Here is an 18,005-nt window from a genome sequence, read left to right as displayed (position 1 = left end):
TGGATTTTTTGATTTATTATCAATTGTAGTAGGTGATCGCTGATGATGCCTAGGAATATTTGATGAAGTTCTTTAATCTGCTTTTTGATGAGTGATAAGGCGATATAAGCATTTTATAAGAAGGATTTAAGAAAAATTTTAATTTTTTCTTATTCCTTTTTAATCTTAGGGGATTATACTAGAGTCAATAAAAAACAAACCAAAGGAGAATCCTATGAAATTCAATCCAAATCAAAAGTATACTCGTTGGTCAATCCGTCGTTTAAGCGTGGGTGTGGCTTCCGTCGTGGTTGCTAGTGGTTTCTTTTTGCTAGTTGGGCAACCAAACACTGTGCATGCAGATGTTCTCACTTCAACTCCTGCTCAAGTTCTTCAAGTAGATTCATCATCAGTAGAAAAGTATGAGTTGCCAGAGACAGTTCTGAAAGAAGCTGTAGATTCAGCTCTTCCTGTAAATCAGACGACTCCAACTCTAAAGGAAGTAGTTGATGAGACTAATTCTTCAGACAAGTCTAGCCTAGCTCCTAAGGAAGAAGTTGCAAAACCAAAAGAAGAAGAGGCTATGTCGGAAGTTAACGAACCAAAAGAAGAAAAGGTTATGTCGGAAGTTAACAAACCAAAAGAAGAAGAAGCTAAGCCAGTAGCAACTCATGATGCAGTTTCAAAACAAGATCGTGAAGAGACTACTCCTCAATCAGTAACAACTCCAGAGGAAGTTAAAAAAGGCGTTGCTGAGAATACTAAAGATACAGTAGATGTTCCAGCCAGCTACCTAGAAAAAGCGAATGTTCCTGGTCCATTCTTGGCGGGTGTTAACCAAGTCATCCCGTATGAAGCTTTCGGTGGCGACGGCATGTTGACGCGTCTCTTGCTCAAATCTTCTGACAAGGCACCTTGGTCAGACAATGGCACAGCAAATAATCCAGCTCTCTTACCGCTTGAAGGCTTGGCCAAAGGTCAATACTTCTACGAAGTAGATTTAAATGGCAACACGACAGGTAAAGATGGACAAGCCCTTCTCGACCAACTTCGTACTAACGGAACTCACAGTTACCAAGCTACTGTCAAAGTTTATGGCGCCAAAGACGGCAAACCAGATTTGACAAATCTTATCGCGACTCGTCAAGTAACGATTCAGCTTCGTGGAAAAGAAATGGCTACAACACCATCTCAAGAAGGTCAGATGAATAAGAAGCCTTCTACAACACCATCTCAAGAAGGTCAAATGAATAAGAAGCCTTCTGCAACACCATCTCAAGAAGGTCAGATGAATAAGAACCCTTCTGCAACAGATTCTATGAGTACAGCTGAGGGTACGAAGGAAGTAGATCATCGCATGACTGATGTGAAGGGGGAACGCCCAACTTCTAAGCCGATGGTAGATACGATGAAAAAAAATGATAAGCCTACGTTACCAAAAACTGGTGAAGCTCAAACAGCTACAGCTACCATTGGTTTCTTAGGACTAGCCTTGGCAGGAATTCTTAGCCTTCTAGGTTTGAAAGCAAAACAAGAAGATTAAGGTTCAAATCATTTAAAAATTACTCAAAATAGTGTTATACTAAAGCCAGTATAACACTGTTTTTATCAGGAGATTGGCAAATGGGAAAGACAATTTTACTCGTTGATGATGAGATGGATATTCTAGATATCCAAAAGCGCTATCTTGTGCAGGCTGGTTATCAGGTTTTAGTGGCTCGAGATGGTGTGGAGGGGTTAGATCTTTTTAAAAAGAAATCTGTTGACCTGATCATCACAGATATCATGATGCCAAATATGGACGGTTATGACTTTATCAGTGAGGTTCAGTCTATCGCACCTGATCAACCTTTTCTCTTTACAACGGCTAAGACCAGCGAGCAAGACAAAATTTACGGCTTGAGCTTGGGAGCAGATGACTTTATCGCCAAGCCTTTCAGTCCGCGCGAGCTGGTTCTAAGAGTCAATAATATCTTGCGTCGTATTCAGCGTGGGGATGAGACAGAACAAATTGAGCTCGGTGATTTGGTGATGAATCATGTGGTTCATGAGGTTCGCATCGGGGAGCATTTTTTGGAATTAACAGTGAAGTCCTTTGAACTGCTCTGGATTTTAGCTAGCAATCCTGAGAGAGTTTTTTCAAAGACGGAGCTTTACGAGAAGGTGTGGCAGGAAGACTACGTAGATGACACCAATACCCTCAATGTTCATATCCATGCACTCAGACAAGAATTGACCAAGTATGCCAGTTCAGACACTCCTGCCATCAAAACTGTCTGGGGTCTTGGGTATAAAATGGAAAGACCACGAGGTATAAAATGAAATTAAAAAGTTACATTATAGTGGGGTATCTGATTTCTAGTCTATTAACCATTTTGCTCGTGTTCTGGGCAGTTCAGCGAATGTTGATCGTGAAAAGTGAGATTTATTTCCTAGTTGGAATGACCTTGATTGCTAGTTTTATTGGAGCAGCAGTCAGTCTCATTCTCTTATCGCCAGTATTTTCTTCCCTTCGGCATCTGAAAAAACAGGCTCAGAATATTGCTGACAAAGATTTTAGTACAGAGATTGACGCCAAGGGCCCTATCGAATTTCAAGAGTTGGGTCAGGCTTTTAATGATATGTCTCATAACTTGCAAGAAACGTTTGAATCACTTGATGAAAGTGAGCGCGAAAAAGGAATGATGATTGCCCAGCTTTCTCACGATATTAAAACTCCCATTACCTCTATTCAGGCGACTGTGGAGGGTATTTTAGATGGAGTAATCAAGGAAGAGGAGCAGATTCATTACCTGACTACGATTAGTCGCCAGACAGAGCGTTTAAATAAACTAGTGGAAGAATTGGATGTTTTGACTCTTAATGCCCAGCCTCGAGCGGAATCCGATGGAGAAGCTGAAATAGTCTTTTTAGACCAGCTTTTGATCGAGGCTATGAGTGAATTTCAGCTCTTGATTGAGTAGAAAGAGCGGGACATTTACATTCAAGTGTCTCCTGAGTCAGCAAAAATTAAGAGCCATTATGACAAACTTTCCCGTATCTTGGTCAACTTGCTAAATAATGCTTTTAAGTATTCAGACCCAGGAACTAAAATTGAGGTTACGGCTCAATTAACTGAGCAAGTCTTGACAATTAGTGTGAAAGATGAAGGACAGGGCATTGCTCCCGAGGATTTGGATAAGATTTTCAAACGCCTCTACCGTGTGGAAACTTCACGTAATATGAAGACAGGTGGCCATGGTCTGGGCCTTGCGATTGCGCGTGAGTTGGCTCATCAGCTGGGTGGAGAAATTACGGTCGAAAGCCAGTGTGGCCTAGGAAGCACCTTTACATTTGCTCTCAACTTAACATAAATCCTCAGTCAGTGGTGAATACTTTCAACTCATGGTGTAGAAAAGATAAAATCAAATTCAAGTTTTTTCAAATCTATCTCCCTATTTTTAGGGGGATTTTTATTTTATACTATAGTCAGAAAATGATCGAGAGGTTTTTGAAATGGCTACAAGTTTTTTGTTCTTTATTTCAGTTTTTCTGGCAGGGATTCTTTCCTTTTTCTCCCCTTGTATCTTACCACTTATGCCGGTTTATGTAGGAATCTTGTTAGATGAAGAGCAGCCGAGGACGTTCAAGATTCTAGGACGAGAGGTTTCTTGGTATGGGATGGTCAAAACACTCTGCTTTATAGCGGGATTGTCGACTGTATTTTTAGTCTTGGGCTACGGTGCTGGTGCTCTAGGTCAAGTCCTATACGCCCCTTGGTTTCGCTATCTTTTGGGTGGAATTGTCATACTATTGGGAATCCACCAAACGGGCGTCATCAATATCCAGCAGCTGCAAAAGCAAAAAAGCATCCAGTTTAAACAGAATAGTAAACGGAGTGACTTGCTTAATGCCTTTATTTTAGGGATTACTTTTAGCTTTGGTTGGACACCCTGTGTTGGGCCTGTTCTGAGCTCTGTTTTAGCGATTGCTGCTTCTGGGGGAGCTGGTGCTCTTCAGGGCGGTTTGCTTATGTTGGTTTATACACTTGGATTAGCCCTTCCATTTCTAGCCATGGCTTTGGCTTCCGGCTGGGTATTACAGCGCTTTGCGAAACTCAAACCTTATATGGGAACGCTTAAGAAAATCGGCGGTGCTCTCATTATTCTCATGGGAATTTTGCTCATGCTGGGAAATCTCAATATCCTAGCATCGTTATTTGGATAAATATTGTATAATTAAAGGAGAAACATCATGAAAAAAATCGCAACTCTTACAATGGCTACTCTTAGTATCTTTGCCTTGGCTGCTTGCTCCAGTCAAAAGTCAAATTCAGATATGAAAAAGATGGACGACAGCAGCATGATGAAGAAAGACGATATGAAAAAAGATGACATGAAGAAGGAGAATATGAAAGACTCTAGCATGTCTGATGACAAGATGCAAAAGGATGATATGAAGGACTCTTCTATGATGTCCGACAGTAAGTCTGACATGAAAGATGATATGAAATCAAGTGATTCAAGCATGAAGGATGAAATGAAAGATTCATCCGAAATGTCATCTGATAAATAAAATTATCAATGAGAGTGGAAGTCGTCAATTTTGTCGGCTTTCTCCTTGTTTGGAGAGGAAAGAATACTATGAAAAAACTGTCTCTATTAACCGCAGGGCTGCTTTGTGTAGGATTATTGGGAGCTTGTTCAAATCAGCAAATGAATTCGGAAGCTTCCAAAAATGATAAAAGTTCCATGACTAGCAAGTCAAATTCTAACCAAGCTACAAAAATGGCTAAGGATTTCGCTTTGCAAGGAGTGGACGGCAAGACCTATAAGCTGTCTGATTTTAAAGGCAAGAAAGTCTATCTAAAGTTTTGGGCTTCTTGGTGCTCTATCTGTCTATCCACACTTGGAGATACCAATGATTTGGCCAAGGAGCAGTCAGGAAAAGATTATGTTGTCCTGTCGGTGGTGTCTCCGACTTTTAATGGAGAAAAGTCTGCTGATGATTTCAAGGAATGGTATAAATCTTTGGATTACAAGAACATGCCAGTTCTTATGGATACTAAGGGAGAATTACTGAAAGAATACGGTATTCGCTCTTATCCATCTGCTCTTTTTGTTGGCAGCGATGGTTCTCTTGCCAAGACGCATATTGGCTATATGAGCAAGGAAGATATTGAAAAAACACTAAAGGAAATCAAGTAGAAAGGAGTAAAGAAAATGGAAGGAAAATGGAAAATTTTTCTGGTTTTAATTGGCTTGCTTTTCTGTTTTGGACTGGTCTATGTGATTGCAGGGAATGGTAAGCAATCATCTCCTGAACAGATCAAGAAAGCCTCTATGAGCAAGACAGAAGTGACCAAACAAAAGAAAGAAGACGTCAAGGAAGAAGATAAGCGGGAGATTTATCTGGCTGGCGGTTGTTTCTGGGGTGTAGAAGAATATTTCTCTAGAGTACCAGGTGTCATTGATGCTGAGTCTGGCTATGCAAATGGTAAGAGCGACACAACCAAGTATGAATTAGTTTCCCAAACTGGTCATGCTGAGACGGTGAAAATTACCTATAACGTTAAAAAGATATCTCTCAAAGAAATCTTACTTCATTATTTCCGTATCATTGATCCGACTTCCAAAAACAAACAAGGAAACGACAAAGGAACCCAGTATCGAACGGGTGTTTATTATAAGGACGAAGCTGATCTTGATACTATTAATCAGGTCTTTGATGAAGTTGCTAAGAAATATGATAAGCCTTTGGCTGTCGAAAAAGAAGCTCTGAAAAACTTTATCAAGGCGGAAGATTATCACCAGGATTACCTAAAAAAGAATCCTAATGGATATTGCCATATCGATGTCAATCAAGCTGCTTACCCTGTTATCGAAGCTAGTCGTTATCCAAAGCCTAGCGATGAAGAGATTAAGTCCAAGCTCACGCCAGAAGAATACGCAGTCACACAAAAGAATGACACAGAGCGGGCCTTCTCTAACCGCTATTGGGATAAGTTTGATGCTGGTATCTATGTGGATGTGGTGACAGGCGAGCCTCTCTTTTCATCAAAGGATAAGTTTGACTCAGGCTGCGGTTGGCCGAGTTTCACACGTCCTATCAGTCCAGATGTTGCGACTTACAAAGAAGACAAGAGTTTCAACATGACACGAACGGAAGTTCGCAGTCGGGCTGGAAATTCCCATCTGGGTCATGTTTTCACTGACGGTCCTAAGGACAAGGGCGGCTTGCGCTATTGCATCAATAGTCTGTCCATTAAGTTCATTCCAAAAGCTGAGATGGAAAAGAAGGGCTACGGTTATCTTTTGGATTATGTTTAAGAGCATTTTGATTGGAAATTTGCTATAATAAATCCAGTAAAAATAAGGAGTTGAATCTTGTGTATTCAATTATGATTGTAGAGGATGAGTATCTGGTAAGACAGGGGATTGCTTCCTTGGTAGACTATGAACAGTTTGGTATGCAAGTTATTGCCCAGGCTGAAAATGGTATAGAAGCTTGGCAGAAATTTCAGGAAAATCCTGCTGACATCCTGCTGACCGATATCAATATGCCGCAGATGAACGGCCTCGAACTGGCCAAGCTAGTCAGGGACCAGGCTTCTAAGTGCCATATCGTTTTTTTGACGGGCTATGATGATTTTGACTATGCTCGGACGGCCATTAAGCTAGGTGCAGATGACTATCTTCTCAAGCCATTTTCCAAGGATGATGTTGAGGAAATGTTGGCTAAGGTGCAGACTAAGCTTGATAAAGAGCGTAAAAAAGCACAGATTCAAAACTTGGTCGATCAAGGGCAACGCTCTGAGTTGGAAGAGGCGATTCATACGCGTCTAGCTGATTCAGAATTAAGTCTGAAAAGTTTGGCTTCCCAGCTGGGTTTCAGTCCGTCCTACCTAAGTGTTCTCATAAAAAAAGAACTAGGCTTGCCCTTTCAAGATTATCTGATTCAAGAGCGGATGAAAAAAGCAAAACTCTTACTCCTGACTACAGATTTGAAGATTTATGAAATAGCAGAGCAGGTAGGTTTTGAAGATATGAACTATTTTTCTCAGCGCTTCAAGCAGGTGGTCGGGCTGACACCTCGGCAGTTTAAAAAAGGAGAGGAGAAATGAAACGATATCCGCTTCTTATCCAGTTGATTGTCTATATTTTTCTGCTGGTTCTTTTACTCTTGGGATTTGTTGGTAGTCTTTACTATCAGACTAGCTCGGAAACTATTCGACAGCTGACAGAGCGGACGACGCGTAATAGCATGGAGCAAAGCGGGCAGTTCATAGCTTCCTATTTGCAGAAATTAAAACAAACCACTTCCACACTGAGCAAGGAAGAAACGATTCGGAAGTTTGCTCAGAATCAAGAAAGCAGTGAAACGTCAGTTCAGTCTTTGATGAAAACCATCATTGAAACAGATCCGGATTTGGTGTCGGCAGTATTGGTTACCAAGGACGGGCGCGTGGTCTCGACAGATTCTCAAATCAGCATGCAGACATCCTCTGATATGATGAATGAAAAATGGTATCAGGAAGCTGTCCATACCAGAGCCATGCCTATCTTGACTCCTGCTCGGAAAGAATCTCTGTCATCTGAGAAGGAGAAGTGGGTTGTTTCCGTCACTCAGGAAGTGGTGGATGACGCAGGGCAGAATCTGGGTGTTTTGCGTCTGGATATCGGCTATAAGAGTCTCAAAGCTTATCTGGATCGGCTTCAGCTAGGGAAGAAAGGCTTTAGTTTTATTGTCAATAGCCAGCATGAATTTGTCTATCATCCTAAGAAGAGTGTTTATTCCTCCAGTCAGGAAATGAAAGCGATGCAGCCCTATATCTCGGTCAAGGATGGTTACGCAGACCAGAAACAGGCTTTTGTCTACCAGATTGATATTGCGGACAGCGACTGGACTTTAATTGGCGTCGCCTCATTAGAGCAATTGCAGATGCTTCAGTCACAGATGCTTTATTCTTTTGTGGGAATGAGCGTTTTAGCACTCCTGCTGTGCTTGACTGGTATTTGGTTTGTTCTGCGTTTGTGGATTAAGCCTCTGCAGAATCTGCAGGCTGTCATTCTGAAGATTGGGGCAGGTGACTCAAATCTGCGAGCGGAATCAAAGGGGTCTCCAGAGTTGGTTGACTTGGCTCAGCAGTTCAATAAAATGCTGGACCAAATTGAACAGCTGATGGAAGCTGTCAAGATTGAAGAACAAAATGTCCGACGCTATGAGCTCCGAGCCCTCTCAGCTCAAATCAACCCCCATTTCCTTTATAATACCTTGGATACCATTGTATGGATGGCTGAGTTTAATGACAGCAAGCGTGTTGTTGAGATAACAAAGTCACTTGCTCAGTATTTCCGTTTGGCGCTTAATCAAGGGCACGAACAGATTTCTCTTAGAGATGAGATTGACCACGTTCGTCAGTATCTTTTCATCCAGAAGCAGCGCTATGGTGACAAGCTCCAATATGAGATTGAAGAGGATGAATCTCTAGCTGATTATAAACTGCCCAAGCTGGTACTTCAGCCTTTGGTTGAAAATGCAATCTACCATGGCATCAAGGAAATTGACCGACATGGCATGATTCGGGTGACGTCGAAAGTAGAAGAGGGACAACTGAGACTGTCTATCTATGATAACGGCCGAGGATTTGATGTTAACGCTCCTATGGATGCGACTCTCCTTCACTTAGGTGGTGTCGGTCTGAAAAATGTCGATCAACGCTTGAGATTGCAGTTCGGAGACGACTATCATATGGAAATCCAGTCTGAAGCAGATAAATTCACCCAGATTAGTCTTTATTTGCCGCTAGATTCAGATGATTAAGTTCGCTAATCTTCAATATTAAAGAGTCTGGGACAAAAGTCCTAGCCTCTCAATTGTCTTTGGATTGTCGAGCAAGACGCAGTGGTTGAGTGGGCCTACTACGCTGATTTCATCAGCTTTTACAGCCCTACTCAACTGTGCGGAGGTGGGACGACGAAATCGAATTCTAACGAATTACCGATTTCTGTCCCACTCTCGATTTTTCTGATTTTATCTTTCAAAAAGTCGGTCGATCTTTTCGATTTTTTGCCTCCTTTTCAAAAGCTGTCAACCAAGCGGTTTATAAGCGCTAGGACAAAAAAGATCGACCGACTTTTTTCATTGAAATCTTGAAAAAAGCCCTATTTTTTGATACAATCAATCTAGAAACAGCGAAAATGCTGTTGTTATACCTTACCTATAAGGAATTGAGACCTTCATACTGAGGCCTTTTGGCCTGTTCTTCAACAGTTTTGCGGGACGTTATACCTTACCTATAAGGAATTGAGACTTCTTTCCTCACCCGGATTGATCGTTATTACATCATCGTTATACCTTACCTATAAGGAATTGAGACCTTACCCCACAAGCCATTTGTTTCAGCGTCGAAACTGAATGTTATACCTTACCTATAAGGAATTGAGACAATTCATACTGAGGTCTTTTAGCTTGTGCCTCAGCAGTTTTTCTGCGTTATACCTTACCTATAAGGAATTGAGACAAAATATAGTTATTATTACTTACGAACCAGGAGACTGTTATACCTTACCTATAAGGAATTGAGACTCTTTTGGTTGCTCCTCGAGGCGATTGTTCGCGCAGAAAGTTATACCTTACCTATAAGGAATTGAGACGAGGTCTTTGTGTAGACCTTCTATAGTGTCTTTACCGGCACAATTTGTGTGTTATACCTTACCTATAAGGAATTGAGACAGACCCGGAATCATCCGCATCTTAATGATCGAGATGGTGTCATACCTTACCTATAAGGAATTGAGACTATTTGTCGTATACAACTTTATTTTCTTTGTGTACCGGTTATACCTTACCTATAGGGAATTGGCTGTGTGTCTTTGTCTGTCTCTAAGGCACCAAAAAAGCGAGCAAATTCATGTCTGCTGGGAAGCATGAGAATTTGTTCGCCTTTTGTTTGGTAGGAATATTTGAAATTTCTGTCATGATTTGCTATACTAGTAGCAGTTAGAGATTGTAGCGGAGCTGTTGCCCCCTACATGGATAATCAAGAAAAGTACTCTTCAGTGCTTTTTTATTGTTATAGAAAATGGAGGGATTATGCTTTACATTTGGTCTTATTTGAAACGCTATCCCAAGTGGTTGGTACTGGATTTTGTGTCGGCCATCTTTTTTGTAGTGGTCAATCTAGGGCTGCCAACGGTTTTGGCGCGCATGATTGACGAAGGGATTAACCAGGGCGATCAGGAACGCCTGTATTTCTGGGGCTTTATCATGCTGCTGGTTATTATCCTTGGGATTTTGGGGCGGATCGTCCTTTCCTATGCCGCTGGGAAACTAACGACCAGCATGGTGCGGGATATGCGGAATGATCTCTATGACAAGCTGCAGGAGTATTCCCATCATGAGTACGAGCAGATCGGCGTTTCTTCGCTGGTGACGCGGATTACCAGTGATGCCTTTGTCCTTATGCAGTTTGCTGAGCAAACACTCAAAATGGGAGCTATCACGCCTATCATGATGCTGTCTTCCATCCTCATGATTTTCCTGACCAGTCCGTCCATGGCTTGGATTGTGGCGATTTCAGTGCCTTTTTTGGCAATCGTAGTCTGGTATGTGGCGGTCAAGACGCGTCCCCTGTCTGAAAAGCAGCAGAAGACGCTGGACAAGATCAACCAGTATGCTCGGGAAAATCTGACCGGTCTGCGGGTTATTCGAGCCTTTGCTCGTGAGGAATTTCAGGAAGAGCGCTTCGCTAATGAAAATGAAATCTATGCGGACAATTCCAACCGTCTCTTTAAATTGACAGGTTTGACAGAGCCTCTCTTTGTGCAGATTATCATTGCCATGATTGTGGCTATTGTCTGGTTTGCCCTGAAACCACTAGGCAGCGGCGAGTTGAAAATCGGGGATTTGGTTGCCTTTATCGAGTACAGTTTCCATGCCCTTCTGTCCTTCCTTCTCCTGTCCAGTCTCTTTACCATGTATCCACGGACAGCGGTCTCTAGTGAACGGCTGAAGGAAGTCATGGATATGCCGATTTCCATCGATCCAAATGAGAATGGGATCACGGAAACTGCGACTCAGGGCTATTTGGAATTTGACAATGTAACCTTTGCCTATCCAGGTGAGACAGAAAATCCTGTCCTGCATAATATCTCCTTCCAAGCCAAACCGGGGGAAACGATCGCCTTTATCGGCTCAACAGGCTCTGGGAAGTCTTCCTTGGTTCAGCTGATTCCGCGTTTTTATGATGTGACCTTGGGCAAGATTTTGGTGGATGGTGTGGATGTCCGCGCCTATAAGCTCAAGGCTCTCCGTCAGAAGATTGGCTTTATTCCACAGAAAGCTCTGCTATTTACCGGGACGATCGCTGAAAATATCCGCTATGGTAAGGAAGATGCTAGCTCTGAAGAGCTCAATCAAGCAGCAGATGTGGCTCAGGCTCGCGACTTTATCGAGAGCAGAGAAGAACGCTACGAGACGCATTTGGCTGAAGGCGGTAGCAATCTATCGGGTGGCCAAAAGCAACGGCTGTCCATTGCGCGTGCGGTTGTCAAGGAGCCGGATATTTATATCTTTGATGATTCCTTTTCGGCGCTGGACTACAAGACGGATGCGACTTTGCGCCGCCGACTCAAGGAAGTGACACAGGATGCAACGGTTCTTATCGTGGCTCAGCGGGTCGGAACCATTATGGATGCGGATCAAATCATTGTCTTAGACAAGGGTGAAATCGTGGGTCGCGGCCGGCATGAGGAGCTGATGGAAAATAATGCCATCTATCGCGAAATCGCCAATTCCCAGCTCAATAGCCAATCATTAACAGAAGAATAGGAGGAAGAGATGAAAGAAAATAGTTTTGTCCGCTTATGGGGCTATCTAAAAGTCTATAAAGCAGCCGTGCTTCTTGCAGTCTTCCTCAAGATTGTCAGCGTGGTCATGAGTGTCTTAGAGCCTTTTGTCCTAGGGCTTGCTATCACAGAGCTGACGCAAAATTTGCTGGATATGGCCAAGGGAGTACCCGGTGCAGCCATCAATAGCAGCTATGTGGCTTGGATCATGCTGCTCTACTTCATTCGTGCCCTCTTTTATGAGATTGGTTCTTACTTTTCTAACTATTTCATGACCAATGCTGTGCAGAGCACTGTCCGCGACATGCGCAACGAGCTGAGTCATAAGATCAATCAAATTCCTGTTTCGTATTTTGACAAGCACCAGTTCGGTGATTTGATTGGGCGCTTCACTAGTGACGTGGAGACTGTCTCAAATGCTCTCCAACAAAGCTTTTTGCAGGTGGTCAATGCCGTCATGACCCTGATTTTGGTCATCGGGATGGTTCTTTATCTGAATGTCCAGCTGGCCTTGATCGTTATCGTCAGCATTCCTCTGACCTATATGGGAGCTAGATTTATCCTCAAAAAATCCCAGCCTTACTTTAAGAAGCAGGCAGATGCTTTGGGAGCCATGAATGGCTTCGTTCAGGAAAATCTGTCAGGTTTTAATGTTCTCAAGCTTTATGGTCGGGAAGAGACTTCGGCTGAGGATTTTCGAGCTATTACTCAAAATTTGCAGGAAGTCGGCTTTAAAGCCAGCTTTATCTCGGGGCTCATGATGCCCGTCCTTAATGCGATTTCTGATTTAACCTATCTCATCGTCGCTCTGGTAGGCGGTTTGCAGGTTATTGCTGGTCAGCTAACTATCGGGAATATGCAAGCCTTTGTCCAGTACGTCTGGCAGGTCAATCAACCTATCCAAAACCTTACCCAGCTGGCAGGTCAGCTCCAGAGTGCCAAGTCTTCGCTGGATCGGATTTTCCAGATTTTGGATGAGCCAGATGAAGTCATGGATAATACTATCCAGCTAGATAAGGACTTGACTGGTCAAGTCAGCTTCAAAGATGTAGACTTCCAATATGTGGCAGACAAGCCGCTGATTCGCAACTTTAATCTGGAAGTTCAGCCTGGTGAAATGGTGGCTATTGTCGGGCCGACTGGAGCTGGTAAGACGACCCTGATCAACCTGCTCATGCGTTTCTACGATGTGACCAAGGGCTCTATCAGCGTAGACGGCCACGATATTCGCCAGCTATCCCGTCAAGACTATCGCAAGCAATTTGGTATGGTCTTGCAGGACGCTTGGCTTTATGAAGGGACTATCAAGGAAAATCTTCGCTTTGGTAACCTTGAAGCTACCGATGAGGAGATTGTGGAAGCGGCCAAATCAGCTAATGTAGATTACTTTATCCGCACCTTACCAGGTGGCTACAATATGGAAATGAATCAGGAATCTAGCAATATCTCGCTAGGGCAAAAGCAGCTCCTGACGATTGCACGGGCTCTCTTGGCCGATCCTAAGATTCTAATTTTGGACGAGGCGACTTCTTCAGTTGATACTCGTTTGGAGCTGTTGATTCAGAAAGCCATGAAAACTCTCATGCAGGGGCGGACAAGCTTTGTCATTGCTCACCGCTTGTCCACTATCCAAGAAGCAGACAAGATTTTGGTGCTCAAGGATGGACAAATCATTGAGCAGGGCAATCACGAGTCGCTGCTGGCCGACAAGGGATTCTATCATGACTTGTATATGAGCCAATTTTCAGACAAGAAAGAAGCCTAGATATATATAAAAGGAAACTCAGCTGAGTTTCCTTTTAAAAATGACGAAAAATATTGAAGAATTTGACTGAGATTTGGGTGGGGAATGTTTAAGAAAACTCATATCTATCTGGTTTTACGATAGGACAGTTCCACGTCGTGTGGTGCCTAGAGCAATTGTCATATAAAAAAATTGATGATTAGCTATATATTTTAAATTTGTAAAAATAAGGGATTGACTCCTGAGCTGAACGAAAGCAGGAGTAAGAGTTCAAGGAATATGTAGACCAGTTGCAGTAGAGGATGAAAAGGTAGGTAATTTCTTGAACACAAGCAAATAAGTGTAGCAACAGAAAGTCTCCAGCGTAAAATTATGTTCCTAGTACATCATAAAAACATTTTGAACAAAGAAAACGATTCGATATAAAACGAACAAAAAGTTTTTAAAATTTAAAAGAGAAGTGCTATATCCTTGAAAAAGCTGCGATTATCAAAAAATGCTCTCTAAATATTCAATTTAAATCAAAATTAATTTCATGAAGTTCGTATTAAAACATATTTTGTATTATAAATCCCTTTTATTCAGTATAACTTATCCAAATATCTTGCAGAAAAGTGAGTTTATAGTTATAATGGAAAAGCATTTTAAAGTGGGAGAGGAGTTTCTAATGATTAAAAAGGGTGCTTTAACAGGCTTGCTTTTATTTGGAATGTTTTTTGGAGCTGGAAATCTAATTTTCCCCCCTCAGCTTGGGTTGGAATCGGGTCCTCAATTTTGGGTAGCGATTGCAGGGTTTGTTTTGTCTGGAGTTGGGATTGCCATCTTGACTTTGGTTGTCGGAACTTCGAATCCTAAAGGTTATATGGATGAAATTTCACAAAAAATTGCTCCTTGGTTTGCAATTGCTTATCTTGTGGTTCTCTACCTTTCGATTGGTCCTTTCTTCGCCATTCCACGGACCGCTACAACAGCTTTCTCTGTCGGAATTGAGCCAATGCTGCCGGCAGATTCTCATACGATTTGGCTTTTTATCTTCACCACAATTTATTTTGTGTTGGCGTATATCATCGCTCTTAATCCATCAAAGATTTTGGACAGTATCGGCCGCTATCTGACTCCAATTTTCGCGATTTTGATTGTCGTTTTGGTTGTTCTTGGGGCGTTCAGATATGGAGTGGCTGCTCCCCAGCCCGCTACTGCTGAGTATGCTGGATCTGCTTTTGGCGCAGGTTTCCTTCAAGGCTACAACACTCTAGATGCTCTGGCCTCAGTTGCTTTTAGTGTGGTTGCTGTAGCGACCCTAAACCAGCTCGGATTTAAAAATAGAAAAGAATATGTTTCAACAATCTGGGTGGTTGGTATCCTCGTAGCCATAGGCTTTAGCGTCCTGTATGTTGGCCTCGGATTTTTGGGGAATCATTTCCCGCTTGATACAGCTCAACTGCCTCAAGGGGCGAATATTGGAGCGTCTGTTCTTTCCTCAGCAACTCAGGCAATTTTTGGTCCAGCGGCTCAGATTTTCCTAGCGGTCATGGTAACGGTGACTTGCTTTACAACGACAGCTGGTCTCATTGTCTCAACTGGTGAGTTTTTCCATAATACTTTTCCTAAATTATCTTATAAAGTGTATGCGACTGTCTTTACTTTGATAGGCTTTGTTATAGCCAATCTTGGGCTCAATGCCATTATCCAGTATTCACTCCCAGTTCTGATGATTCTTTATCCAATTACGATTACCATTGTTATGATTATGATTGTTAATAAAATTTTGCCACTTTCGAAACCTGGGATGCAGTTTACGATTGCCATAGTTGCTTTGATTGCTGCGGCCAGCGTTTTGGCGCCCCAGTTTAAAATAAAGGGGCTAGAGAATATGATAAATTCTCTGCCTCTTGCCGGAGCCTCTCTTCCTTGGTTGCTCCCAGCCATAGCAGGTATTATTCTTTCACTTTTTCTGCCAAATAAACAAAAGAGTGAGCGTTTTGAGCTAGATTGATTCTGCAAAATCTAAGTTCTTAAAAAACCAGTGAAATTTCGATATTCGCTGGATTTTTCTTTTTCATTAAAAATAGCATAATATTAATGGCTTTTAGTGAATAGAGGTCAGCAATGAGGATAATCTGCATATGGGAAAATGGTTGTGAACTGGGGAGTTCTTCCAGTTTTTGTGCTGAATCAGTAAAATGGGGGAATTAAACTTGTTTATAAGAGCTAATGTTGCTGTGATTGTTTTTCATCATTTGGTTATTATGCAGATAGGGAGTTTCTTTTGAAAAATAATGAAAAAGATTGTATAATGAAAAGGTGATCATTAGCTTTGAGGTCTGGAGGTGATGGTGCTGCTTATACGTAAAGCCAGTGAAGAGGATTGGCAGATTATTCAGGACATTTGTACCGAAACTTGGCTGAGCACTTATCAAAAAATCTACTCATCTCAGTACATCCAGCGAGTTTTTGAAATATTTTACAGTCAAGAGCGCTTAGTAAAGGACTTGACCGAGCTCTCTCCTGAATGGAATGGCTACTGGCTGGCAGAAGTAGATGGTCAAGCTCTCGGATGCATTGGAGGCGGTATGGGGGAGGACGGTAGAGCTAATATCTATGTTCTCTATGTTTTGCCTCGAGCTCAACGATTGGGAGTTGGTCATGCCTTGGTCCGTACCTTAACGGATTATCAAAAATCGGAACATCAAGCTGTGGAACAAGCTGTCACAGTGACCGAAGGAAATACTCTCGGTATTTCTTTCTACGAAAAAGAAGGCTTTGGCTTTGAAAATGCTACTAAAAATTGGATTGATAGTAGTCAGGCCAGGGATTTACACTATTTCAGAAATATTTAAAAATAAAAAGGAGCATTTATGCAAGTTATTAAGCGTAGCGGTGAAGTTGTTGAATTTGACCCAGATAAGATTTATCAAGCTGTTTTGAAGGCAGCACAGACTGTGTATGTTCTGACGGACGATCTCCGTCAAAATCTGGCTTTGGTGACTAAAAAAGTTGTTTTAGATTTGGAAGAAGCCAAGGTAGAGCGCGCGACTATTAGCATGATTCAGTCCATGGTAGAGAATCGTCTTTTGGGAGCGGGCTACATTACCATTGCTGAGCATTACATTTCGTACCGCTTGCAGCGTGATTTGGAGCGTAGCGGCTACGGAGACCATATCGCTGTCCATCTGCATTTTGAGCAGATCCGATAAAAGTAGTTCCTCATACAACTGTATTGTGGGACGTAGGTGATGCTTGGTCTGAAATGAGGGTATCAACGCTATTTAGCTCGAATCTGAAAATATAGGAGCGAGGGAAGTGAGAATCGATGGGTTGTTGCACCTCATTGTCAACTGTAGCGATTAGAGAAAAGCTAAAATCTGGAGAGGATCAAACTGATCTTCTCTTTTTACTGTCCTTCTTCCTCTTTTTCTTGGATATTTTTCAAAAAAACTTGACAAAAATATTGACAAAGTGTATGATATTAACCAGTTAATTAACTGGTTAATGATAATCAAGGAGATTTTATGAAACAAAGTAAGAGAATTGCAACTTGGCTAAGTTTGCTGGCTCTGGCCCTATGTCTATTGGGCTGTCAGTCTCAGAAGGAGTCTGGCAACGCTAATCCATCCCAAGGCTTGAAGATTGTGACGAGTTTTTATCCTATCTATTCTATGGTCAAGGCTATATCGGGGGACCTGAATGATGTGCGCATGATTCAGTCTAGTAGCGGCATTCATGATTTTGAGCCTTCAGCTAATGACGTGGCAGCTATCTATGATGCAGATGTCTTTGTCTACCACTCCCGGACTTTGGAGTCTTGGGCAGGCGAGCTCAATCCGAGTTTGCAGCATTCTAAGGTTCAGGTCCTTGAGGCTTCTCAAGGTATGGAGCTGGATCGGGTCGTAGGCTTGGAAGATGTCCAAGCAGGGCAGGGAGTGGATGAGAAGTCGCTCTATGATCCCCATACTTGGTTGGATCCTCAGAAGGCTGCGGAGGAAGCTCAGATTATTGCCGACAAGCTGTCGGAGCTGGATAGCGACCATCGAGATACTTATCAGGCTAATGCTCGAAAATTTCAAGAACAGGCCAAGGAGCTGACCGAGCGTTACCAGAAGATTTTTGATAAGGTATCCAACAAGACCTTTGTCACCCAGCATACAGCCTTTTCTTATCTAGCCAAGCGTTTTGGGCTGACCCAGCTGGGCATTGCTGGTATCTCACCAGAGCAGGAGCCTAGTCCACGCCAGCTGACAGAGATGGAAGACTTTGTCAAGGAGCATAAGGTGCGGACCATTTTTGTGGAAAGCAATGCTTCCTCGAAAATCGCCCAGACTTTGGTCAAGGCGACTGGTGTAAAAATTAAGGAGCTGAATCCTCTGGAAGCAGACCCAACCAATCAACTGTCTTATTTAGAAAATTTAGAAGAAAATCTAGCTGTTTTAGCTAAAGATTTGAAAGAATAAAGG

At 42.4% G+C, this 18,005-nt stretch carries 14 protein-coding genes, 1 pseudogene and 1 CRISPR repeat array; all 15 genes and pseudogenes read left to right on the top strand.

Features of this window, described 5'->3' with window-relative positions:
• Positions 1 to 214 precede the first annotated feature (214 nt).
• The 15 genes and pseudogenes from FZ952_RS00305 to FZ952_RS00235 all read left to right on the top strand — a co-directional run bounded on the left by FZ952_RS00305 (position 215) and on the right by FZ952_RS00235 (position 18,002).
• Positions 215 to 1,522, top strand: a complete 1,308-nt coding sequence (locus FZ952_RS00305; RefSeq protein ID WP_148880169.1) for an SSURE domain-containing protein — start codon at positions 215 to 217, stop codon at positions 1,520 to 1,522.
• An 80-nt stretch (positions 1,523 to 1,602) separates the two neighbouring features.
• The gene (locus FZ952_RS00300; protein WP_148880168.1) at positions 1,603 to 2,301 is read left to right on the top strand and encodes a response regulator transcription factor; all 699 of its coding nucleotides are present in this window, start codon (positions 1,603 to 1,605) and stop codon (positions 2,299 to 2,301) included.
• A pseudogene (locus FZ952_RS00295) lies at positions 2,298 to 3,332 on the top strand (sensor histidine kinase). Before FZ952_RS00300 ends, FZ952_RS00295 begins: the two are co-directional and overlap by 4 nt.
• A gap of 142 nt (positions 3,333 to 3,474) precedes the next feature.
• Positions 3,475 to 4,185, top strand: coding sequence for a thiol-disulfide oxidoreductase-associated membrane protein CcdA2 (ccdA2, locus tag FZ952_RS00290; protein ID WP_148880167.1), 711 nt, complete (start codon positions 3,475 to 3,477; stop codon positions 4,183 to 4,185).
• Positions 4,186 to 4,212: 27 nt separating this feature from the next.
• A complete protein-coding gene (locus tag FZ952_RS00285; protein ID WP_062199272.1) occupies positions 4,213 to 4,533 on the top strand; it encodes a hypothetical protein in 321 nt (106 codons plus the stop codon).
• Between the two features lie 68 nt (positions 4,534 to 4,601).
• Positions 4,602 to 5,165 carry a redoxin domain-containing protein gene (locus FZ952_RS00280; protein ID WP_148880166.1) on the top strand — a complete coding sequence of 188 codons (564 nt, stop codon included), beginning with the start codon at positions 4,602 to 4,604 and terminating at the stop codon, positions 5,163 to 5,165.
• A gap of 15 nt (positions 5,166 to 5,180) precedes the next feature.
• The gene (gene msrB / locus FZ952_RS00275) at positions 5,181 to 6,287 is read left to right on the top strand and encodes a peptide-methionine (R)-S-oxide reductase MsrB (RefSeq protein WP_148880165.1); all 1,107 of its coding nucleotides are present in this window, start codon (positions 5,181 to 5,183) and stop codon (positions 6,285 to 6,287) included.
• A gap of 59 nt (positions 6,288 to 6,346) precedes the next feature.
• Complete coding sequence (locus tag FZ952_RS00270; protein ID WP_148880164.1) at positions 6,347 to 7,081, top strand: response regulator; 735 nt, start codon at positions 6,347 to 6,349, stop codon at positions 7,079 to 7,081.
• Positions 7,078 to 8,781, top strand: coding sequence for a sensor histidine kinase (locus FZ952_RS00265; protein ID WP_148880163.1), 1,704 nt, complete (start codon positions 7,078 to 7,080; stop codon positions 8,779 to 8,781). The genes FZ952_RS00270 and FZ952_RS00265 overlap by 4 nt, the downstream gene beginning before the upstream one ends.
• A gap of 385 nt (positions 8,782 to 9,166) precedes the next feature.
• Positions 9,167 to 9,826: direct repeats of the CRISPR family, unit length 29 nt; unit sequence GTTATACCTTACCTATAAGGAATTGAGAC.
• Positions 9,827 to 10,053: 227 nt separating this feature from the next.
• Positions 10,054 to 11,790 carry an ABC transporter ATP-binding protein gene (locus FZ952_RS00260; RefSeq protein ID WP_148880162.1) on the top strand — a complete coding sequence of 579 codons (1,737 nt, stop codon included), beginning with the start codon at positions 10,054 to 10,056 and terminating at the stop codon, positions 11,788 to 11,790.
• 9 nt (positions 11,791 to 11,799) lie between these two features.
• The gene (locus FZ952_RS00255) at positions 11,800 to 13,572 is read left to right on the top strand and encodes an ABC transporter ATP-binding protein (RefSeq protein WP_148880161.1); all 1,773 of its coding nucleotides are present in this window, start codon (positions 11,800 to 11,802) and stop codon (positions 13,570 to 13,572) included.
• A 646-nt stretch (positions 13,573 to 14,218) separates the two neighbouring features.
• The gene (gene brnQ / locus FZ952_RS00250; protein ID WP_148880160.1) at positions 14,219 to 15,547 is read left to right on the top strand and encodes a branched-chain amino acid transport system II carrier protein; all 1,329 of its coding nucleotides are present in this window, start codon (positions 14,219 to 14,221) and stop codon (positions 15,545 to 15,547) included.
• A 337-nt stretch (positions 15,548 to 15,884) separates the two neighbouring features.
• Positions 15,885 to 16,391: a GNAT family N-acetyltransferase gene (locus FZ952_RS00245; protein ID WP_262366303.1), complete on the top strand. Its 507-nt coding sequence runs from the start codon at positions 15,885 to 15,887 to the stop codon at positions 16,389 to 16,391.
• An 18-nt stretch (positions 16,392 to 16,409) separates the two neighbouring features.
• Positions 16,410 to 16,748 (top strand): ATP cone domain-containing protein, encoded by a 339-nt coding sequence (locus FZ952_RS00240; RefSeq protein WP_037617483.1) that lies wholly within the window; start codon positions 16,410 to 16,412, stop codon positions 16,746 to 16,748.
• 315 nt (positions 16,749 to 17,063) lie between these two features.
• On the top strand, positions 17,064 to 18,002 hold the full coding sequence (locus FZ952_RS00235) for a metal ABC transporter solute-binding protein, Zn/Mn family (protein WP_148880159.1): 939 nt from the start codon (positions 17,064 to 17,066) through the stop codon (positions 18,000 to 18,002).
• Positions 18,003 to 18,005: the final 3 nt, after the last annotated feature.

It is taken from the genome of Streptococcus sp. Marseille-P7376, from assembly GCF_902460385.1.
Taxonomy (GTDB): Bacteria; Bacillota; Bacilli; order Lactobacillales; family Streptococcaceae; genus Streptococcus; species Streptococcus sinensis.
Note: the sequence above shows the minus strand (reverse complement) of the source record. Positions and strands in the feature narration are given on the sequence as shown.